General features: G+C 70.3%; 15 protein-coding genes. 8 read left to right on the forward strand and 7 right to left on the reverse strand.

All coding sequences use genetic code 11. From position 1 onward, the window contains the following. Window positions 1–39: 39 nt before the first annotated feature. Window positions 40–2,442, forward strand: coding sequence for a glycoside hydrolase family 65 protein (locus Phou_RS24875; RefSeq protein WP_218579187.1), 2,403 nt, complete (start codon window positions 40–42; stop codon window positions 2,440–2,442). A gap of 117 nt (window positions 2,443–2,559) precedes the next feature. Here the strand turns inward: Phou_RS24875 and Phou_RS24880 are convergent, their stop codons facing one another. Both Phou_RS24880 and Phou_RS24885 read right to left on the reverse strand, forming a co-directional pair. After that, entirely contained in the window at window positions 2,560–2,895 is a 336-nt protein-coding gene (locus Phou_RS24880; RefSeq protein ID WP_173059491.1) for a DUF202 domain-containing protein, read from the reverse strand. Then, the gene (locus tag Phou_RS24885) at window positions 2,892–3,215 is read right to left on the reverse strand and encodes a YidH family protein (protein WP_218579188.1); all 324 of its coding nucleotides are present in this window, start codon (window positions 3,213–3,215) and stop codon (window positions 2,892–2,894) included. The genes Phou_RS24880 and Phou_RS24885 overlap by 4 nt, the downstream gene beginning before the upstream one ends. A gap of 448 nt (window positions 3,216–3,663) precedes the next feature. On the opposite strand from Phou_RS24885, the gene Phou_RS24890 reads away from it, so the two are divergent. Next, window positions 3,664–4,533 (forward strand): universal stress protein, encoded by an 870-nt coding sequence (locus tag Phou_RS24890; RefSeq protein ID WP_173059497.1) that lies wholly within the window; start codon window positions 3,664–3,666, stop codon window positions 4,531–4,533. A gap of 186 nt (window positions 4,534–4,719) precedes the next feature. On the opposite strand, the gene Phou_RS24895 is transcribed toward Phou_RS24890, so the two are convergent. Then, window positions 4,720–9,177 (reverse strand): multicopper oxidase domain-containing protein, encoded by a 4,458-nt coding sequence (locus Phou_RS24895; protein WP_218579189.1) that lies wholly within the window; start codon window positions 9,175–9,177, stop codon window positions 4,720–4,722. Window positions 9,178–10,499: 1,322 nt separating this feature from the next. On the opposite strand from Phou_RS24895, the gene Phou_RS24900 reads away from it, so the two are divergent. The 4 genes from Phou_RS24900 (at window position 10,500) to Phou_RS24915 (ending at window position 13,770) form a co-directional block, all read left to right on the forward strand. Then, window positions 10,500–10,721, forward strand: a complete 222-nt coding sequence (locus tag Phou_RS24900) for a M64 family metallopeptidase (protein WP_173059500.1) — start codon at window positions 10,500–10,502, stop codon at window positions 10,719–10,721. Further along, complete coding sequence (locus Phou_RS24905; protein ID WP_173059503.1) at window positions 10,718–12,622, forward strand: M64 family metallopeptidase; 1,905 nt, start codon at window positions 10,718–10,720, stop codon at window positions 12,620–12,622. Before Phou_RS24900 ends, Phou_RS24905 begins: the two co-directional genes overlap by 4 nt. Window positions 12,623–12,635: 13 nt before the next feature. After that, on the forward strand, window positions 12,636–13,289 hold the full coding sequence (locus Phou_RS24910) for a hypothetical protein (protein WP_173059506.1): 654 nt from the start codon (window positions 12,636–12,638) through the stop codon (window positions 13,287–13,289). Between the two features lie 166 nt (window positions 13,290–13,455). Beyond that, a complete protein-coding gene (locus Phou_RS24915; protein ID WP_173059509.1) occupies window positions 13,456–13,770 on the forward strand; it encodes an antibiotic biosynthesis monooxygenase family protein in 315 nt (104 codons plus the stop codon). A 76-nt stretch (window positions 13,771–13,846) separates the two neighbouring features. On the opposite strand, the gene Phou_RS24920 is transcribed toward Phou_RS24915, so the two are convergent. Next, a complete protein-coding gene (locus tag Phou_RS24920; RefSeq protein ID WP_173059512.1) occupies window positions 13,847–14,149 on the reverse strand; it encodes a hypothetical protein in 303 nt (100 codons plus the stop codon). Between the two features lie 175 nt (window positions 14,150–14,324). Further along, window positions 14,325–15,806: a gluconokinase gene (locus Phou_RS24925; RefSeq protein WP_173059516.1), complete on the reverse strand. Its 1,482-nt coding sequence runs from the start codon at window positions 15,804–15,806 to the stop codon at window positions 14,325–14,327. On the opposite strand from Phou_RS24925, the gene Phou_RS55620 reads away from it, so the two are divergent. Then, on the forward strand, window positions 15,739–16,068 hold the full coding sequence (locus Phou_RS55620; protein WP_173059519.1) for a WD40 repeat domain-containing protein: 330 nt from the start codon (window positions 15,739–15,741) through the stop codon (window positions 16,066–16,068). The two genes, Phou_RS24925 and Phou_RS55620, sit on opposite strands and share 68 nt — an antisense overlap. Here Phou_RS55620 and Phou_RS24935 read toward each other — a convergent pair whose 3' ends face one another. Beyond that, window positions 16,069–16,647, reverse strand: coding sequence for a TIGR03086 family metal-binding protein (locus tag Phou_RS24935; RefSeq protein ID WP_173059521.1), 579 nt, complete (start codon window positions 16,645–16,647; stop codon window positions 16,069–16,071). 159 nt (window positions 16,648–16,806) lie between these two features. Continuing rightward, a complete protein-coding gene (locus Phou_RS24940) occupies window positions 16,807–17,466 on the reverse strand; it encodes a hypothetical protein (protein ID WP_173059524.1) in 660 nt (219 codons plus the stop codon). 151 nt (window positions 17,467–17,617) lie between these two features. Between Phou_RS24940 and Phou_RS24945 the strand changes: the two genes are divergently transcribed. Beyond that, a complete protein-coding gene (locus tag Phou_RS24945; protein WP_173059527.1) occupies window positions 17,618–20,593 on the forward strand; it encodes a BTAD domain-containing putative transcriptional regulator in 2,976 nt (991 codons plus the stop codon). Window positions 20,594–20,597 lie beyond the last annotated feature (4 nt).

Genomic DNA, 20,597 nt, shown 5'->3' on the forward strand with positions numbered 1-20,597 from the left:
GCGGTGGTGAGCAGTACGCGGGCGCGTGATGATGAGGGTGTGCGGACCGTGAACGCCTGGACATTGTCCTATGACGGCTTCGATCCCGCCGAGGAGGGGCTGCGGGAGGCGCTGTGCACCTTGGGCAACGGCTATCTCGCCACCCGCGGCTCGGCCCCGGAGTCGAGGGCCGATGGCGTCCACTATCCTGGAACGTACGCGGCCGGCGTCTACAACCGGCTGGCCGACACGGTTGACGGCCGGACGGTCGAGAACGAGAGCCTCGTGAACCTGCCGGACTGGCTGCCGCTCACATTCGCGGCCGTCGGCGGCGAATGGTGCGCGGATGCCGAAGGCCTGGATCAGTGGCTGGAACTCGATCTGCGACGCGGGGTGCTGACCCGGCGGTGGCGGGTGCGGGACGCGGCGGGCCGCACGACCACCGTGACCCAGCGCCGTTTTGTCCACATGCGACACGAGCACCTCTGTGGCCTGCAAACCACGTTCACTCCGGAAAACTGGTCCGGCCGGTTGCGGGTGCGGTCGTCGCTGGACATCACGGCCCGAAACCTCGGCGTGGTCCGCTATCGCGGTCTGGCCGACGCGCACTTGCGGTCGCTGTCCGCGGAGCCCGTGGACGCACAGCGCCTCCTGGTCGTCGTCGCGACCACCCAGTCGCACATCCGGATGGCCGAGGCCCTGCGCACCAGTGTGTTGCGCTCGGGCGCGCAGCTCGACGTCCCGCGCGAGGTGGTGCGGGAGGCGGGGCGGCTGGGACACGAGCTTATCGTCGACGTGACGGCCGGCGAGCCGGTTACGGTCGAGAAGCTGGTGGCGGTGTACACGTCCCGCGACCGTGCCATCTCCGATCCGGCGACGGCAGCGCTGGACCGGTTGGCCTGGGCGGGTGACTTCGACGACTTGCTGGCCGAGCATGTGCTGGCCTGGCGCCAGCTGTGGCGCCGGTTCCGGGTATCGCTGCGGGGCACCGACCACGGCGCGCTGGGCACTGTCCGCCTGCACCTTTTTCACCTGCTGCAGACGATGTCACCGCACAGCGCCGATCTCGATGCCGGCGTGCCGGCCCGCGGCCTGCACGGTGAGGCGTACCGAGGGCATGTGCTGTGGGACGAGCTGTTCGTGTTCCCCATCCTCAACCTGCGCACGCCCCACCTCAGCCGGGCGTTGCTGAGATACCGCTACCGGCGCCTGCCGGAGGCCCGGCGTGCGGCACGGGAGGCCGGTTACGCGGGCGCGATGTACCCGTGGCAGTCGGGCAGCGACGGCCGGGAGGAAAGCCAGCGGCTGCATCTCAACCCGATGTCCGGCCGATGGGTCGCCGACCCCACGCATCTGCAGCGCCACGTCGGGCTCGCCGTGGCGTACAACGTCTGGCAGTACTACCAGGTGACCGGTGACCGCGTGTTTCTCGACGAGTACGGGGCAGAAATGATCATCGAGGTCGCCCGGTTCTTCGCCGACCTGGCGACGTTCGACCGTGTCAAGGACCGGTACATCATCCGGGGCGTGATGGGTCCCGACGAGTTTCACACCGGCTACCCGGACGCGCCGGACCGGGGTGTCGACAACAACGCCTACACGAACGTATTGACCGCCTGGGTGATGCGGCGCGCGCTCGACACGTTGCAGCTGCTGCCCGACGGGCGGCGCATCGAGCTCGCCGAGTCGCTCGGGTTGCGCACCGAGGAACCGGAGCGGTGGGAGGAGATCTCCCGCCGGATGTACGTGCCCATGCACGACTCGGTCATCAGCCAGTTCGAGGGGTACGAGCGCTTGGCCGAGTTCGACTGGGATGGCTACCGGAGCAGATACAGCGACATCCGGCGGCTGGACCGAATCCTGGAGTCCGAAGGGGACAGCCCAAACCGCTACCAGTTGTCCAAGCAGGCGGATGTCCTGATGCTGCTCTACCTCTTTTCGGCGGACGAGCTCGCCGAGCTGTTCGCGCGGCTCGGCTACCGGCTCGAACCGCACACCATCGACCGGACGGTCGAGTACTACGTGCGCCGGACGACGCACGGCTCCACGCTTAGCGCCGTCGTGCACGCCTGGGTGCTGGCCCGTAACCACCGCGAGCAGGCGCTGAAGTACTTCCTCGAGGCGTTGCGCAGCGACGTCGCCGATGTCCAGGGCGGCACCACCGCCGAAGGGGTGCACCTGGCCGCAATGGCCGGCTCGGTAGACGTGCTGCAGCGCTGCTTCGCGGGTATCGAGACCCGCGACGACGCGCTGTGGCTCAACCCGTACTGGCCACCGACGTTGGGCACGTTCGACTTCGACATGCGCTACCGCGAGCATCCGCTGACGCTGCGGATCAGTGGTGCCGGCATCCAGGTCACGGCCGGCGCCGGACAGCAGCCACCGGTGCGGGTGTGCTGCCGCGGCCAATCGGTGCTGCTTCATCCCGGGCAGGCGGTCGAGTTCCCGGAGCCAGCGCTCTGACCGAGGTCGCCGCCGTTGGCGTGGTCTCGGACCGCCAGCTGTGTTTCGGTTCCAACCACCTTGAGGGCTGTCTCCCCGACCCGAGGGCGGCGGTCAGGAAAGCGTTGCCTGCGCTGGTTACCCGGCGGCGACGTACAGGCCGGCGGCCAGGGCGACCAGGGTGGTCAGCAGGACGCACCCGGCGGCGAGTCTGGCGTCAGGCAGTGCACGATCGGTACGCAGGGCACGGCGTCCAGTGCGGTAGCGGGCGCGGGCAGCGGCAACCACCGCGACCACTACGGGGACAGCCACCACCGCGAGCGCGACGCCGGCCACCGGATGCGTGGGCAACAGCTGCCGGACCAGCACACCCAGCAGGGTGGCGCCGGCCAGCGCGGTACGCGACCAGGCAAGTGCAGTGCGCTCCGGTTGAGCTCCAAAGCTCCACAACTGGGCGTGCGATCGGCGATTCACGTGATGACCGCCACGAGTAGAACCACACCGGCCACGGTCAGCCCAACCGCGATCGCCGGACCGAAGACCATCGCCGGCAAGGGCCGGCCGGACCGTAGCGCCCGCTCGCTGACCGCCCACCGCAGGAACGCATACGTCGGTACGAGCGCTCCCAAGGCGACCAGAACCGTTGCCGCCAGCTGTGCCAGCCCACCGTCCAGCAGGGCCTTGACCGCCACCCCCGCGGCGACCAGGCCGAGCGCGGTGCGGATCCAAGCCAGAAAGGTCCGCTCGTTGGCCAGCGTGAACCGCGCATCCGGCTCCTGCCCGGACCGGTACACCCAGGACGGCCACCGGCGCCGGCCACGCTGAACGCCGGCCTCTGGCGTATCGCGCGACACCACTGGGATACCAAACCCTTTCGGTCAGCAGCCAGACCGCGCACGTCCCGGACCTCATCGCGTGCGCTACGTCCGGGTGGCGGCCGCACCGACATCGCCCCACCTGCGCGGGCGGGCAGATGCCGGCGATCGACCCAGCCTACGCCCCGCCGGGCTGCACACCCTGCGGCTGGTGCAAGCACGAAGCTAACCTGCCGGCCCAAATACGGGATAGGGCCGCAGTGCCCGGGAAACTCAGGACCAAGTCCCCGCCATCGTGAGGCTGTGCACCCGATGTGGCTGCAGGTTCGCGAGTGCAACGGTGAGGTGGTCGTCGAGCGCCACGGACGGTGCGACGCGGGCATCGAGGCGGTGCACCGGAATGTTTGAGGAGGCCGAGGAGGACATCATGGCCACACACCCCATCGTCGTCGGATACGACGCGTCCAAGGGTGCCCATGCCGCGTTCGAGTGGGCACTGGACGAGGGAGGGCGCACTGGCGCACCCGTCTCCCTGATCTACGCCTTCGAATGGCCGGCGGCGGGCGGTCCGATCCACCTGGCCGAGTCGAGCTGGGTCAACGACGGCGCCCGGCAGGACGCGCAGCAGATGATGGCCGCCGCGGTTGCCCGGGCCGGAGAGACGCACCCGGCCGTGCCGGTCACCGGCACGGTCATCGGCGGCGCCGCCACCGTGGTGCTCATGGACCAGTCCCGGCAGGCCTGCCTGGTGGTCCTTGGCAGCCGGGGGCACGGCGGCTTCACCGGCCTGATGATCGGGTCGACCAGCCTGACCGTTTCGGCGCACGCGCACTGCCCAGTCGTTGTCGTCCGCGAAGCCGAGCCCGCCAGCGACGCGTCCGTCGTGGTTGGTGTCGACGGCTCGCAGTGCGCCATGCTCGCCGCCGAGTTCGCCTTCGCCGAGGCCGTCACCCGCGGGGCCGGCGTTCGCGTCGTCCGCGCCTGGACACCACCGGCACCACGGTGGAGCCCGCCAGACCTCGACCCGGAGGAACTGGCTGTCGCCGAGCAGACGGAAGCTCAGGAGACGATCGTGACACTGCGGGAGAAGTATCCCCAGGTCTCGTCGAGCATCCACGTGATCGCGGGGCACGCCGGCCGCGTACTGGTCGAGGCGAGTCATACCGCCCAGCTCGTCGTGGTGGGCACCCGGGGACGTGGCGGCCTGCGCGGGATGCTGCTGGGCTCGGTCAGCCAGCAACTGCTGCACCACGCCCACTGCCCGGTCGCCGTCGTCCGGGAGCTGCCGTCGCCGTGAGGGATGGCAAATAGCGCATTCAGCCAGCCAGAGCCCGGTCCTGGATCGGTCCTGCCTTGGCCCGTCACCCCGGTCCGTCGCACCGCGCGCTTGCACCTTTCTGATCTGTTCACGTGCTGGCCCCGGGCGGGCTGCGCCTTGTGGCGCTCCCGGTGTCCCAGGGCCAGCAACAACGGAGATGGTTTCTTATGGGGTTGTCACGGTGATCACGTTGGACCAGTCGGACGAGCCGCCCGCGTTCATCGCGCGGACGCGGTAGTAGAAGGTCCGGTTGCGGAGCACGCCGGTCTGTTCCCAGGTGGGTGTGTTCGCCGGCACGTTGAATGTGACTGCGGTGGCGAACGTAGGCGTGGCGCTGCGTTGGATGGTGAACCTGAACTCGTTGGTCGAGTTGTCCGTCCACGTGAGACTGACAGTCGCGGTGCCATTGGCGGCGGTCGCGCTGCCTGCGAGGTTGCCGGGTGCGGCAGGCGGCGGTGGCACGCTCACCGAGACCGGGCCGGTGTAGGCGGAGCTCCCGCCGCCGTTGACCGCCTTGACGCGGTACTGGTAGGTGGTGGCGGCTCGGACGGCGGTGTCGAGGTAGACGACGTTGCCGCCCGTCGCTTGCGCCGCGGGGGTGGCGATCGGCGTGAAGTCGCCGGTGCCGGTGGCCCGTTCGACGACGAAGCCGGTCTCTGTAGTGGAATTGTCACGCCATACCAGCCGGACGCCGGTGGTGAGCGTTGCGGCGAGGCCGGTCGGTGCTGTTGGCGCCGCGGTGCCGGCCGGTCCGGTCAGGATGGGTGTGGAGGTGGAGCCGCCGGCTGCGTTGAATGCGATGACCCGGTAGCTGTACTGCGTCGTGGCACCCGCTTCCCGGTCGGTGAACGTGGTGGCGTTGGCCAGTGCTGTACCGATCTGGGTGTAGGCACCGACTGTGCCGGCCAGGTCGACGGGTGCGCGTTCGATGCGGTAGCCCACCTCGTTGGCGGGATCACCCCAGCTCGCACCCACGTCGGGGGTGACCGGTGTGCCATCCGTCCAGGTCAACACCGTCCCGCCATTTCTGGTGTAGGTGACGACGGGTGGTTGCGGCAGCGCCTTGGACACGCTGACGGTCATTGGCCGCATCATGTCCATTTCCTCGTGGCTGAGGATGTGGCAGTGCCAGACGTACTCCCAGCCGAAGCTGACCATCTGGTTGGTGATCGGCGGAGTGATCGGGTTGCCGTTGGCGTCCACGCTGTTGAACCCGATCGGTGAGCCGATCGGCGTGGCAGGGTTGAGCGGGCGGACGCTCTCCTCGATACCGAAGGGAGTCTTCGGGATGATCGGACGGATCGCCACGATGGTGTCCTCGAGAGGGCTGATCCGCAGGGTGTCCTTCCAGCCGAGCTCGGTCGGATCGGGTTTGCGGATGATGCCGTCCCAGCCGACCCGGTTGACGAGCTGAACGTGGAACAGGTGGAAGTGGATAGGGTGGGTGTCCACGCCGTTGTGGGTGATCTTCCATAGCTGGGTGCCGTCGTCGGCTTGGGCGATTGGCGTCACCGAGGCGCCGGGTGGCAGCTCGACTCCTTTGAGGTTTTCACTGGACGGGTTGACGAACGGATAGAGGATGAGGTTCTGCTGGCCGGCTTGGGCGTTGGGCGCTTCCAGACCGAGGTTTCCGCTCATCCGGCCGTATTCGGGGTCGAATGCCTCGCCCATCTCATCCTGGATCGCCTTGGGTTGTAGGGGAATCGCCATCGTCTGGCCGGCGCCCTGCCCGAGCAGCGTGTTGAAGGTCAGGGACGTGTCGGTGATCCGGACGAACCCGTCGCGGGGTGCCGTGTTGCGGAAGGTGCTGCCGTAGGCGGAGTTGTACGCGCCCTGGCCGACGATGATCGGATCCTGGGACGACTCGAACACGCCGGTGCCGTTGGCGTTGTGTGCGAACGCGGCCTGCAGCCGCGCCAGATCGTATACGGGTGCGGCAGGCTTGTCGGCTACCTTGATCTGCATGATGGTGCGGGTGTTGGGCCCGTAGCCAGGCAGGGTCGACGGCGCACCGCCGGTGTCGACCAAGCTGGGGCCGCCGGTGTAGTAGTCGTAGCGGGGGTCCCGCGCCGGGAAGGCGGCGGGTGCGTCGTTGTACAGGATCAGCGTCTTGCCGGCGTACTGCGAGAAGTCGACCACAGTGTCGGCCCGTTCGGCGGGTGCCAGCAGCAGCGAGTGCTTGTCGACGTTGCCGGCGTTGAAAACCGTCGGATCGGTCACCCAGGTGATGGGCTGGTTGGGCACCACCACGGGCGCGGGCAGGAAGCCGCCTTCAGTGCCGATCTGGATCCAGTCCGGGCCGGCCGGGCTGCGGCTCAGGTCCGGCGTCGGGAACACGGTGGGATCGGTCTGGGCGGCCTCTACCTCGGCCGGTTTCAAGGCGACCTCGGTACCAGTCGCGTCGGCCTGGTAGAACTGCAGGTTCCAGAACCTGTCGTTGGCCGCGTTGAGTACACGCAGCCGGTACGCCTTCGGATCGATCGTCACTGTCGGGTAGGCGGTGCCGTTGACCAGCGGCGTGTCGTTGAACGACTCCATACCCATCGAGACGTTTGGGGTGCCAGGGATCAGCGGTGGCTCGCACCACGCGCCGGTATCGGTGTCGCAGTTCGGGTCGAAGTACGGGTTGGGAGCCGGCCCGTGTTTGACACCGCCAGTGGGTGGCCAGAACCACGGCCCGTACGCCCATCTGCCGAACTGGTTGATCCCGGAGGTGTCGCCGGGGTTCTGAGCCGGCATGTAGACGTGCGGCACCCAGAGGCTGCCCTCACCGCCCCAGCGGGCGGTATCCCACGTCGGGTCCTGCCCGGCGAGTTGGGTGGGGTTGGGTACGAAGGTCTTGTCCTGGATGATCAGCGGCAGCGTCTCCGCCGCGCCGGGAAGGATGCCGGCCTCCACAAGTGCTTGCTCGGCCCGGTCCGCGATGACGTACCCCGCGGCCTCGCCGGCGTAGACGTTCAGCCGGGTGATGCCCCAGGCGTGGTCGTGGTAGAACATCATCCGCGCGGACTGCTGGTTGGTGTAGAAGAAGGTCTGCGCGCCGGGCCCGGGGTCCGGCATGTCGGGCACGTTCCGCACGCTGACGCCTTTGGGGTACGGCGTGTTCTCGCCGGCCGGGGTGATCCACTGGTGTGGCGTGCCGTCGCTGATCCACGGTGTGACGCCGCCGTGCAGGTGGAGCGTCCCGCGGTTTTCGGGGAAGCACCCGGCCGGTTTGGGCGTCTGGCCGCACATCGGGTTCTGCGGATCCGGTTCTTCCATGCCGCCCATTTCCGGGCCCATGCCCGACCCCATCACCGTGGTGTCCACCGGGATGAACAGGTTGCCGCCCGCACCGGTCGGCAGCAGGTTACGGAACTTGATCCGCACCGGCCGATCCTTCGTGGCCGAGATCAGCGGTCCCAGCTGATGCGGCCGGTCCACCGCGTAGACCGGCCCCTTCTCATCGGTGACCGGTGTCGAGGATCCGTCGAGGTTCGCAGTCGCCAGCGCCACGCGGGCGCCCGGAACGACCTCTGTGGACAGCTGGACATAACCGCGCAGCAGCGTCGGCGGTAGGTCCGAGTGGAGCCGCTCCCGGTACTGGACCAGCCCGATCTCGTAGTAGTCCGAGCCTGGGTAGGTCGTCGTGTCCGGAACGCCGACCGGGATGTACTGGCCGAGGTTGTTGGCACCGGCCGCGCCGAGCGAAGGCAAGCCGTCGACGAATTTGCGGATGCCGCCGGTGACGACCGGGTTGTTACCGGACAGGTCCACCACGCTGGTTGCGAACGAATACGTCCGAGCCTGCGGATGGATCGGATAGCCGGCGCTGCCCAGCGTGATCGTGGTGTCGGCAAGCGGCGCGTTCGGCGCGGGGTAGCTGAGCGTGTCGGCTCCCGTGCCAGTGTCAAGCGGGACGCCCTCCCCGTAGAAGGCGGCGACATCACCGGCCTGTACCGCAACTGGCGGGACGGGGAAGGTCTCCACCTCGCCGGCGGGGTCGGTCGCGGCCGGCACGGTCAGGGCGCCGCTGTCGAATATCACGCGGTACTCGTCGGCGGTACCGGTAGGACGCAGCACGTACGCGTGGAATACGTTGCCGGCCGACGGGTTTGGGCTCGCGCCGGATGCGGCCTGGTTGAAGGTCTGGAATGCCTGCACCAGCCCATCGGGCAGGGCCTTGGGCACCACCACCAGCACCGGCGCCTGTTCGCCCGGTGGGGTGGCGTAGTCGGTGGCGTACGCCCGCTCGACCAACGGATTGCCGACCGAGATCAGTGCACCGGTCACCGTCGGCAGCGGACTGTTGGCGTAGTTGGGGTACGGCCCGTAGTAGTGCGGGACGGTTCCCGCCGCGCTCAGCCCAGGCCGGACAGCCGACGGTGCCGGCAACGACGAGCCGCGCTTGGCCGCACGAGCGGCTGCCGCCTCCCGCTCAGCCTGCGTGACGCGCTTCTTACGGTCCTTGCCGGGCTTCGTTCCCGGGTCAGGTGGATCCGGCTTGGACCAAGCCGCGCTCACCACGTCGGCGGGCGGCACCTGTGCGGCCGCCGCCATCTCGGCGGACCCGGCCACATTCAGCCCGGCGACCGCCGGAATCAATGCGAGCAACGACCACAACGCCCTGGTACGTCTGTTCATCGCATTCCCCCTCGTCTCTTTGTCCGACACCCTTCGGGCGTCGGAAGCTCGGGATTCTTGCTCCCCAGTACGCCGAGCGGGACATCGAAGTGACAGAGACGTCCGGTCCCGTTAACGCGGGACCAAAGACCTGCTGGGGATGAATGGTGCCCGCCTTGCGGCGAAATGGCTGCCAGGACGTTTCGTCGACTTGAGCGGTGTATTTTGTTTCTTCCTTAATGCGACATTGCGCAGATCCGCCGGTCGGGTTCAGGCCGGTATCGAACTGATCGCCCGGGATACGACGCGCGGCGCAACCAGTAGCGCGTTGAATCTTGTGGACGATTGGGTCTTTCGGCCCTGTCTAGTCGCCCCGGCCCGACGTCTTGTTGGGATCAGAGACACGAGGGAACTGCGCTCCCAACGGGCGTGCGCGATCTCTTTTCGGCAATGACAGCCATCAAATGCTAAGGAGCTTGCCATGTATACCACTTCGCGGCGTAGCGCCGTGTTTGTGCTGGCTTGGGCGCTGCTGGCGGGCGCTTGTGGTTCCGGGTCGGGGTCGAGTTCGGCCGACTCGACACCCCGTCCTATCCCGACCACATCGGCACCGGCCGCCACGACGAGCCCAACACCAGCACCGACCTAGGCACCCACTTCGGCACCGACCAGCACCACGACGACCGGCGGCGGGTGCGTCGCGGTCCGGCCCAAATTCGGCTTCTACGAGGCCGGCCGGGTCGGTACGAAAGAGCTGACAACCCCGCGCTCCAACTGCACGACGATCAGCGTCTCGGACATTCGCGATCCGGCCAACCCCCGAGGCAATGCATCTCCTTCCTGGTCGGCCTCTGGCCGTTGGTCAACGGCTCCCTGACCTATACCGACCCAGTTGAAGCGTGTGCCGGACGCCGGACAGTGCTGGCGCGCAACATTCCAGACAACGCCCGTTACATCGTGCTTTACGACAGTGGTCCGGGTGCACCACACGTGGAATTCAAGGTGTGGCATTAGCGTGGAACGTTCCTCCGGTGATGGCCCGGGTGCCACGCTGGAGACGAGGCAGGCCCCGGGCGCGGACCGGCGAGATGTGATCTCGTTGGCGTTCAGACATGTGGCAGGCCGAAGGTCCCGGCACTTTGTGACTTTGGGATCCACCTTTGGTGGTGCCCTGCTCGGGAGTGTGGCTGTGTGCCGCGACAACGCGGCCACCGGGAATGCCGGTGGCCGGCGGCGATCAACGGACGCGTTGAGTGACCCACGAAATCCGGGGTCGTAGCCGCGCGCGGCACCGGGCCGTGGCGAAGCCACGACCGGGACAGCGTCTGAAGGAGGTTTGGGCAATGCCCGATTCCGCCACCACCGTTCTCTGGTCCGGGACGTCCGGACCGAAGGTGACCGTCGCCGTACTCGGCGACGGGTTCACCGAGGCCGACCAGAAGATCTACAACGACGCCGTCGACGCTCTCCTGCTGCACGGGGTGTTCGGCCACGACTGTTTCGCCGAGGATGCCAGCGCGTTCCGCGTCGTCCGGGTCAATCTCATGTCCGGGAGTCCGGCGTGAGCGAAAGGGTTTACGACGAGCACGGCACGTACGAGGACGCCAGCGACGACACCATCGTCAGCACGACGTTGCGCGACACCGCGCTGGGATACATCTTCAACGGCTCGTGGGCGCACTGCTGGCTCGAGGCGGGAGAGGACAGCTGGACGCGGATCTACGCCGCACTCGATCGCTGGGTACCGGACTACCAGCTTGTGGTGATCATCCTCAACAACCCGAACTACGGCGGATGCGGCGGGGGCGGTTGCCAGATCGTCCCGCTGGGCGTCGACTGGCCGGTGATGGCCCACGAGTTCGGCCACGGCGCGGGTGGCCTCGACGACGAGTACGCCGCGTGCGGCACGTGGACCTCCGGTGAGCCGTCCTGGTCGGTCAACATCACCACGAACACGGACCGGAACACGTTGAAGTGGGGCCGGTTCGTCGCGCCGAGCACGCCGATACCGACCGGTGTCAACCCGTCGCCGGGCAACGGCTGGTGCACCGAATGGACCGAGGGACCGCGACCGGCGGACTGGAGCTCGTGCGAGGACGCGGGCCTGTTCGAAGGTGCCGGCTACCGCGACACGGGCGTGTACCGCCCGGTCGAGAACTGCCGCATGCGCGGCAACCAGCCGCCGTTCTGCCCGGTGTGCTACACGCATGTCAAGGGCCGGTACGACCCGTACACCGAGCGCGCCTTCCACAAGGTGGTTCTCGCTGACGTCACCGGTGACGGGCGTGACGACCTCGTCGTGCACAACCCGGGGTCGCTGACCCTCTACGAGGCCACCGGCTTTGTCGGATGCGGCACCGGGGCCCGCTTCCTCTCGCACGCCGTTGGTGCCGTGCCGGACGCCGCGGGGCTCGGCGTCTGGCCCATCGCCGACATGGACCGCTACCTGCCCGTGGACCTCGACGGCGACGGTCTCGACGAGCTCGTCGCAGTGAATGCCAGCGCCGAACCCGTGCCGCGGCTAGGCGTGCTGCACACCGACTCCGGCGGGCGGCTGCGGGTCGACCGGCGATATGACGGCGACCTCCCCGGCTGGCGGTGCCGGCCACACGACCAGTGGCTGACCGGTGACGTCAGCGGCGACGGCCACGGCGATCTGGTCGTGTTCAACGCCGAGGACTGGGCCGTTCCCTGCCTCGGCGTGTTCCGCTGGGAGGGAGCAGCCGGCACCAGCGGAGAGCTGGCGTTGGTCGCCCGGTACGACGGCACGTTGCCGGGCTGGACGATGCGCCGGCACGACACGTTCATCCTGGGCGACGTCGACAAGGACGGGCGCACCGACCTGATCGCTTTCAACGCCGTGGACGGGACCACGCCGCGGCTGAGCCTGCTCCGGTCGACCGGCACGGGCTTCACCCGCCTCGCCGGGTACGAGAAGTCCGTGTCCGGCTGGACTTTGCGCCCCAAGGACCAGTTGCTGATGGCCGACTTCGACGGCGACGGCCGGTCCGACCTGTACATCTTCAACGGCACCGACTGGCCTGTGCCCAGGCTCGGGATGCTCCGGTCCACCGGATCCGGCCTGCAACAGGTGCATCGTTACGAAGGGACGGTGCCCGGCTGGACGCTGCGGCCGAACGACCGGTTCAGTGTCGCGCACGTCCAGGCGGACGCGCGGGCGGGTCTGCTCGTCCACAACTGGAGCGACACGGAAACCCAGTACCTCGGTTCGCTGGCCTCGACCGGAACCGCGCTCAGTGGCTACCAGGTGCAGGGTTGGCTCGGTGAATGGGACCTCGGCGCCGAAGACCTCGTGGTCGTGGGCGACCTGGAAGGCGACGGCTTCCCCAGGACCTTCGTGCTTCACAACGCCGACTGGCTTGGCATCGGCCGCACCACGCCGATGGGGCTGGACCGGTTGTACTACCGCTGGATCCACGACTACCACCACGGACGGAACTGGTGAGAGGACAGAAATGATGCCTGACAAGCAATCCGGCGACCGGATGCCACGGCCCGAGGAGCTCACCGGGACCCAGGCTCCGACAGGCGACGTCCGCGAGGTCCAGCCGCGCCCGCCGGCACCCGGTGCCGGCTTCCTGCGGGTCCGGATGGGTGTCGAGGACGGCACGCTGATCGTGCACTCGGCGCGCTTCGTGGACACCGGCCAGGTGGTCGCGGAGCCCTTGCGTCCTGGCTATGCCTACGAGTTTTCCGCACAGGGACACCGAATCTGGTCGGCGAACCTGGCCGACTTCGGCGTGCGCCGCTCGTTCCCCAACCCGCAAGGCCTGCCGGCACAGCAGACTCACCACGTGATCCAGGACCCGAATCCCCGGTTCGAAGCACGTGTACCGGCCAGCGCCTTCAGCACAACGGACATCTCGCAGGTCGAAGTGGCGCTGTACCGACTGACCAGACTGCCCGCGGAGGCGGCGGCGGGCGCCGCCGTTCCGGGCCGCCCTACCCCGGACGTCCTGCCAACCCGCGAGCCAGGCCCATCCACCCCAGCTGTGACGCTGTCCGCACTTCCGCGCGAGGACGGCGAGCTGGTGGCCCGTGCCGGAGCGGGTATCCTCGCCGGCCTCCCCGCCGAGTACGACACTGAGGTACGCCGGGCGCTGAGTTCCTGATCCGATTTCGACTAGCCGGCCGGGTCCCCGGGGGCCCGACCGGCCGGGTCTGAAGCCACTCCCGACCCGGACGATCGAGAGGTAGCGGTCGATGGAGTTAGGCTGCGGAGCCGGCCCGCCATCGTGGCTTGCGCTGCCGGTAGTCCGGTGCTGGGGAGGAGTAGAGATGATCGCGCGGGTATGGCGAGGATGGGCGGTGGCGGGGAGGGACGAGGAGTACCAGCGCCACTACGAAACCGATGTCGCCGAGCACTTGCGGCAGGTGCCTGGTTTCCGCGGTGCCCGGCTGCTGCGCCGTGATGACGGTGGCGAAGTGCTGTTCACCTCGATCACCTACTTCGCCAGCATGGACGATCTGCGCGCCTTCGCCGGCGATGATCCCGAGCTCGCGGTGGTGGAAGAAGCGGCCCGACGCGCGTTGACGCGTTGGGATGAGCGAGTCGTTCACCACGAGGTCGCTGTCGACGTGGCGTGGCCATAGGCCCGTCGACAAGACCGGCGCGGAGGCGTCCGCCGCCCCGTGGGAGCGGCGGACGCCGGCCGGTCGCGCGTGCGGGTCAGGGACAGCTCAGGTTCCTTCGGCCGGTCCAACCGCCGATCAGGTACCACTCCTTGTTCCAGTAGCAGTCGCCGACGTAGGTGAGGCTGCCGCCGGTCGGCGCCACCCAGTGCCGGCCCCGGTAGTGACAGGTCACGTGGTACTGCCCGCCGTCCGTGGTCCCAGTCAGCGTCCCGGTGTTCACGCCCTCGGCACCGGCCTGACTCGCGCCGATGAGAAAGCCGGAATCGGTGGCCGGGCAGGCGGGTGCCGCCTGTGCCGGCGACGCCGAAAGCGCGAGTGCGCCGGCCGTTGCCAGCATCAATGACGCTCCAGCGAGGGCCATACGCCGAACCATTTTCATAGGTCTTCCCCTCATCGTTCCGCCGGCCCCGTTAGGACCAGCGCCGGAATCCAGTGCTGGTCATTGTGGAGACGAAACCGCCGGCGAACGGCGTGGGTTAGACAGCGCTGGACAGCGCCAGACAGCGAGCGCCTCAGCCGCGGATGAGCGCGTCGTACACCTCGGCGAACCGCGTGCGCCGCTGCGCGTAGTGCTCGACGTGCCCGGGGTGGGGTTCGTAGGTCGCACCGGTGGTCCGGAGCGCGCGCGGGATGTCGGGTGCCAGCACGTCGAGCGCGAGCAGCGCTGTGCCGTGCTGCGTGGTGCGCCGCCGCGTCACGTGGGTGACGGGGCGCCCGAGCACGTCGGCGAGGACCTGGAGCCACTCGGGCTGGTCGTTGCTGACCCGGCCGGACGCCGCGACCTGTACGACCTGCGAGGCTGCCGGGTGCAGCTCGTCGGCGACGCGCGCGTAGGTCATGGCCACGCCCTCGACGATCCCGCGGAACAGGGTGTCGGCGTCCGTGGCCGCCGACACTCCGCCGAATATGGCGCGTGCCCCGCCGACCCAGCCCGGCGCGCGTTCACCGGTGAGGTACGGCAGCACGAGCGGTGTGGCGTCGCTCGGCGGCGCGGTGAGGACGGGCGCGAGCTCCGGGCTGAGGCTCAGCGTGCTCTGCGCCCAGCTGACGGCGCGGCCGACATCGTTGATCGCCCCGCCGAGCAGCGTGCGTCGCGCGTCGACCCGGTAGTTCCAGAGCCCGAACGGTAGGGGGTCGGCCGCGCCGTCGAGCAGGACCCGCAGCGCACCGCTGGTGGCTGTCGACGCGGCGAGGACCGTGGCGTCGGTCGCTCCGGACCCGACGTTGCTGGCGAAGCCGTCGGTGATGACCGGGAACCACGCGGCTCGGGCGAGGGCGCGCCACCGCGACGGGGCCGCCGAGGATGCCGGCTCCGTCCCGTCCTGTGCGGGGGAGAACTGTTCGGGGGCAGCGCCCGCGGCGGCCAGCAGCTCGGCGTCGAGGTGGCCGGTGCGACGGTCGAGCAGGCCGGTCCACGCCACCGTGGACGTCCCGGCGAGTGGCTGGCCGACCAGCCGAGCCAGGATGTACTCGCCCAGGGACCACCAGTGCGCGGCGCCGTCGAAGACGCGCGGCTGCGCGGCCGCGAGCCAGCGCAGGCGCGGTGCGTGGTAGCTGGTGTGCAGGCGCGTGCCGGTGCGCTGCTGCACCGCGTGCTCGTCGAGCTGCTCGCGCAGCGCCTTGAGTGCGTCGGCGCTGCGGGAGTCGGCGTACGTCAGGCATGGGGTCAGCGCGCGTCCGGCCGCGTCGACCGCGATCAGCGAGGCGGCGAAGGTGTCCATCGCGACGCCGGTGATACGGGTGCCCAGCCGCCGTTCGCCGGTCACCGCGTCGATGACCTGCTCGACCTCCGCGGTCACCTGCTCGGGGTCGATGACCGAGGTGCCGTCGGGCGCCACGGTGAAGGCGTGCGGCACCTTGTGCTGCAGGCCGTGGACCTGCCGGCCGGCCGCGTCGTGCACGCCGCCGCGGGTCGCCGTGGACCCGATGTCCAGTGCGAGGACCAGCGGGTCCAGCGCCGCGCGGAGGGCGACCTCGTCGTCGGTCCGGGTCATCGCAGTCCTCGTCGTCGGCGGCGCGGCTCTCTCGCCGACCCTAACCCAATCCCGACCTCCGGGCGTCCGCCTTGCCCGGCACCGACCTCGATGGCGGGCCGACCAGACGGTCAGGCTGTGGGACATCACCACGCGCAAACAAATTGGTCAAGCATTCGAGGGCCACGCCGGGGTGGTGAGAAGCGTCGCGTTCAGCCCGGACGGGAAGACCCTCGCAAGTGGAAGCGCCGACTCGACCGTGCGGTTGTGGCAGCTGGACTAGTTAGCGACTCCAGTGTGGATCGCGGCCGAGGTAACGCAGCAGCGCTGCCGCCGGGTCGTCGGCCGCCTCGCCGGGCAGCGCCGGGCCGTAGGCGAACCCGCGCAGTGGCTCGGCGGTCGCGCGGGCGGCCGGCATCAGCTGCTCGGCCAGGTCACCGGTCAGCGGCGAACCCTGGCCGGTGGCGACGGCGACATCCCAGGCGTGCACCGCGGCGTCCAGGGCGCAGGCGGCCGCCGCCAGCGACGGTGCCAGCGTCGGTACCGGAGGCAGCGGGGTGCGCACCGACTCGGCCGCTGGATCGACCTTCTCCCACGCGGCGGTGGCCGCCTCGACCGCCTCGGTGACGACCTCGACAACCCCGCGGTCGAGCCTGCGCGGCGGTGCGAACGGGTCGTAGGTCGGCAGCGCGCCAGATCCCACCAGCGATGCCCACCCGTGCTGGTCGCCAGCGGCGTGGTAGAGCACCTGCGCCACCGTCCACACCGAGCATGGCGTCGGGTCGTCAAGCCGCTCGTCCGGAACAGCGCCTGCGGTGCGGCGCAACATCTCGAGCGCGGTGTCGAGGACGGCGAAGGCCACTGTCGGCTTCCTTCCAGCGGATGCTCGTGACGGTCTGTCCCGGCCAGCGTAGCGGCGGCGTCCGGGCTCGCCAGAGCGGTCTTACCCGAGACGGGTACCCGTTGCCGGCCCAGGTGGCGCGTGCGTCGCCTGGGCCGGCTCTGGACGAGACCTACGGGGTCAGCCTCGTGCCGGTGGCGCCGTCAGCCCGGCGGCGGCCTTCTCGAACTCGGCCATGCCCTCCTTGATCCACGGCAGCGGCGCGCGTTCGGTCAGCGCCCTCTGCATCAGGCCCAGCCCGTCGGCGATGTCCACGCCCGCGGCCTCCAACCATGGATACGGCATTGGCTCGACCCGGTTGTTCTGGCGGTCGGCGATGCCGACCTGGCGCAGCGTCACCTTCGCGTCGCCGAGCACGCGCGCTGCCGCCAGGAACGACTCCTGCGCCTGGGCCCGCAGCGCCGCCGCCGTCCGGGGATCCGCCCCGGCTGCCTGTACGAGCAGGCTGATCCCGCGGCCGGTCTGCTCCAGGTAGCCGTGCTGGAGATCCTCGGGCAGTGCCGGGTTGACGGCGAAGTCGATCGCGAAGTCCGTGAGGCAGCAGGGGTTCGGGTCGTACTCGACCGGGATGTCCATGCAGTACCACTTGACGATGTACCAGCCGCCCCACACGTGGTGGTAGATCGGGAAGCAGAACGTGAGCGAGGTGCTGCTGGCTTGCGCGGGGCTCGGTGCGGCGACGGTGACCGAGCCGAGGCAGGCCACGAGGGCCGCCAGCAGCAGCGCCATCCGGCGCCGCCAGTCGAGGCGTCGTGTTGCGGTGGCCGTGGTCGGTTCCATTGATGTCCCTTCCTAGTGGCGGCGGCCAGACGGCCGGGTGCCCCTAGGCTCCGGATCGGGATTCGGCAGGCGTCAAACCCGGATCAAAATTGAACTGTCACGATGTCGACGGTCCGATTCCCGGGGCCCCGGGCTCTGCCTGAATATGCGCATGGCTCTAGCGACCCCTCCGGTGTTGGGCGAGCGCCGCCGCCTGTTCGTGGCGGCCGCGCCGGGTTTCGGAAAGTCCTGGCTTGTCCGGTCCTGGCTCGCCGACCAGCGGGTGACCTGGGCCGGAGCGGGGTTCGACCCCGAGGCGGTCGAGGACTGGCTCGTGGTCGACGACCTGCCGGCCCTCGACGTCGCGGCCGCGCGGACGCTGGCCGGCCGGATCGACGCGCTCCCACCGGCGGTACGGGTGATCCTGGTTTCCCGGGCGCCGTGGCCGGGGCGGCTGCCGGCCGACAGCGCGGCGCTCGACGCGCACGACCTGGCGCTGACCGAGCCCGCGGTGCTCCGGCTGCTGTCGGCCGAGTACGGGGTGGACGATCCCGACGTGGCCGGCGCTGTGCACCGGCTCACCGCCGGCTGGCCGTCGCTGGTCCACCTCGCCGGCCGGCACCTGCGCGGGGGTGACCTGGCCAGCCTGTGTGCCCCCGGTACCGCGCTGGACGCGTTCGTCGCCGAGCAGGTGGTCGAGCATCTGCCGGTGCCGTCGCGGCGGCTTCTGCGCCGGCTCGCCGAGCTCGGTACCGCCTGTGAGGATCTCGCCGGCCCGCGCGCCCACCGCACGCTGCGGCTGCTGGCGCACACCGGCGTGGTGGTGCCGGCCGCCGCGCCGGCTGGCACCTACGGGATGGCGCCGATGCCGCACTGGCTGCGCCCTGTGCCGGCCCTCGCCGCGGTGGTCACCCGCCGGGAGCCGCTGTCCGAGCCGACCCACCTGCGGCTCCACACCGACACCGCACATTGGTACACCGAAAGGCGGGCCTGGGGTCCGGCGGCGCGGTCACGATGGTCGGCGGGCGACCGGGCGGGCACCTCGGCCCTGCTGCGCGAACACGGCACCGCGATCGTCGCCGCCGGCGGCGCGGAGCAGGTCATCGAGGCGTACACCGGCCTGGCGGACACCGACCGCGAGCTGAGGCTGCTGTGCGGCGAAGCGCTCGCGGTCACCGGGCGCCTCGACGAGGCGCTGGCCGAGCTGACCCCGCTCCTGGCCGGCAGGTCCACAGTGGAAGCGGGACTGGCCTGGCGCCTGGGCATGGTCTACTACGCGCGCGCGGAGCACCGCGCCGCCTTCGAGGCCCTGGAACGCGGGCGGATCGACGGTGCCGATACGGCCGACGAGGCGTTCCTGCTGGCCTGGACCGCCACCGTGCACTGGAGCGTAGGCAACGGCGAGGCCTGCCAGGAGCACGCGCACCGCGCGCTGCACGCCGCGTCCGCGGCCGGGGACCCCCGCGCGCTGGCCGCCGCGCACGTCGCGCTCGCGCTGCGCGCCGCACTCGCCGGTGACCGCGCCGGGAACGTCGAGCAGTACACCAAGGCGCTCGCGCACGCCGAGGCGGCCCGGGACGCGGTACAGGCCGCGCGGATCCGCGCCAACCTGGTCTCCCAGCTGCTGGAGGAGGCGCGCTACCCGGAGGCTCTGGCCGGGTCCGCCGAGGCGGTGGCCGCGGCCGAGGCTGCCGGCAACGCCACCGCCCTGTCCGTCGCACTCGTCAACCGCGCCGAGGCGCTGGCCCGGCTGGGCCGGCTCGACGAGGCCGAGCGCTGCGGCGAGCGGGCACTCGCCATCAGCCAGCGCGCCGGCTCGGGCAAGGCGGCGTACGCGCTCACTGTCCTGGGCGACGTCCGCGCCCGCAGGGGGCAGCGCAGCATGGCACGCGCCGCGTACGAGGAAGCGGTGCGGGCCGCCGACGCGGACGGGGTGCGGCAGTGCTTCGTACCGGCGCTGGCGGGGCTGGCCCGCCTCGTCGCGGCCGACGACCCGGCCGCCGCACGCGTCCATGCCGAGAAGGCGGTCTCACATGGCAGCGGTCCGCTGGCCACCCGCGCGCTGCTGGCGGTCGGGTGGGTCGCCGTGGCCGCCGGCGACCGCGCCGCCGCCACCGAGGCCGCCGACCGGGCCGAGCACTCCGCCCGGCTGCACCGCGACCGCGCCGGCCTCGCCGAGGCGTTGGAACTGCGCGCGGGCGCCACCGATCGGCCGTCCGCCAGGCGGAGTGCGCTCGTCGAGGCGGCCCGCACGTGGCGTACGACAGGTGCCCGGCTGGACGCCGACCGCGTGGCGCACCAGCTCGGCCTGCTGCCCGGCGCGAGCGCGGAGGAACGGCTCGCCGCGCGCGTGGCCCGCGGTGCGCTGGAGGCCGCCGGCGTGGCGCTCGGGACGGGGGATGTCGCGGTGCCGCCGGCGAACCTGGCGATCCGGGTACTCGGGCGGTTCGAGGTGATCCTCAACGAGGTGCCGGTGCCGTCCTCGGCGTGGCGGTCGCGCAAGGCCCGGGACCTGCTGCGGATCCTTGTCGCGCGGCGCGGTCGCCGGGTGGCGCGCGAGGAGCTGGCCGCGCTGCTGTGGCCCGATGACGACGACGACCTGCGCGTCGCCCACCGGCTGTCGGTGGCACTGTCCACATTGCGCTCCGTACTCGACCCGGAGCGGCACCTCCCCGCTGACCACTATGTGTTCGCCGCGCCGGCTGCGCTCGCCGCCGACACCGCACACCTGGACATCGACCTCGACACCTTCCTCGGCGAGGCCGAGGTGGGGCACCGGCTGCACGAGCAGGGCCAGCCGGCCGAGGCACGCGAGGTGCTGGCGGCGGCCGAGCGGCGGTACGCGGGCGACGTCTTCGAGGACGAGCCGTACGACGACTGGGCCGTGCCGGTGCGGGAGGAGGCGCGAGCCACGTACCTGCGGGTGACCCGCATGCTGGCCCGCCTGGCCGCCGAGCGCAACGCCACCGACGAGGCCCTCGGCTACCTGCTGAAGATCCTGGCCCGCGACCCGTACGACGAGTCCTGCCACCGTGAGGTGACCGAGCTGCTCGAGCTGGCGGGCCGCCACGGCGAGGCAAAGCGCGCCAGGGCACGGTACGAGGCGGCGATGCGCGAACTGGGCCGCCCCGCCGTAGCGGCCGGCTGAAGGT

This window comes from Phytohabitans houttuyneae (genome assembly GCF_011764425.1).
GTDB classification, from domain to species: Bacteria; Actinomycetota; Actinomycetes; order Mycobacteriales; family Micromonosporaceae; genus Phytohabitans; species Phytohabitans houttuyneae.

What these genes read in the sequence shown, in the direction of transcription:
- Phou_RS24940 (WP_173059524.1), bottom strand. Translation starts at nt 17,466, where the DNA reads ATGGAACCGACCACGGCCACCGCAACACGACGCCTCGACTGGCGGCGC.
- Phou_RS55620 (WP_173059519.1), top strand. Translation starts at nt 15,739, where the DNA reads ATGTCCAGTGCGAGGACCAGCGGGTCCAGCGCCGCGCGGAGGGCGACC.
- Phou_RS24925 (WP_173059516.1), bottom strand. Translation starts at nt 15,806, where the DNA reads ATGACCCGGACCGACGACGAGGTCGCCCTCCGCGCGGCGCTGGACCCG.
- Phou_RS24910 (WP_173059506.1), top strand. Translation starts at nt 12,636, where the DNA reads ATGCCTGACAAGCAATCCGGCGACCGGATGCCACGGCCCGAGGAGCTC.
- Phou_RS24945 (WP_173059527.1), top strand. Translation starts at nt 17,618, where the DNA reads ATGGCTCTAGCGACCCCTCCGGTGTTGGGCGAGCGCCGCCGCCTGTTC.
- Phou_RS24900 (WP_173059500.1), top strand. Translation starts at nt 10,500, where the DNA reads ATGCCCGATTCCGCCACCACCGTTCTCTGGTCCGGGACGTCCGGACCG.
- Phou_RS24895 (WP_218579189.1), bottom strand. Translation starts at nt 9,177, where the DNA reads ATGAACAGACGTACCAGGGCGTTGTGGTCGTTGCTCGCATTGATTCCG.
- Phou_RS24920 (WP_173059512.1), bottom strand. Translation starts at nt 14,149, where the DNA reads ATGCTGGCAACGGCCGGCGCACTCGCGCTTTCGGCGTCGCCGGCACAG.
- Phou_RS24915 (WP_173059509.1), top strand. Translation starts at nt 13,456, where the DNA reads ATGATCGCGCGGGTATGGCGAGGATGGGCGGTGGCGGGGAGGGACGAG.
- Phou_RS24890 (WP_173059497.1), top strand. Translation starts at nt 3,664, where the DNA reads ATGGCCACACACCCCATCGTCGTCGGATACGACGCGTCCAAGGGTGCC.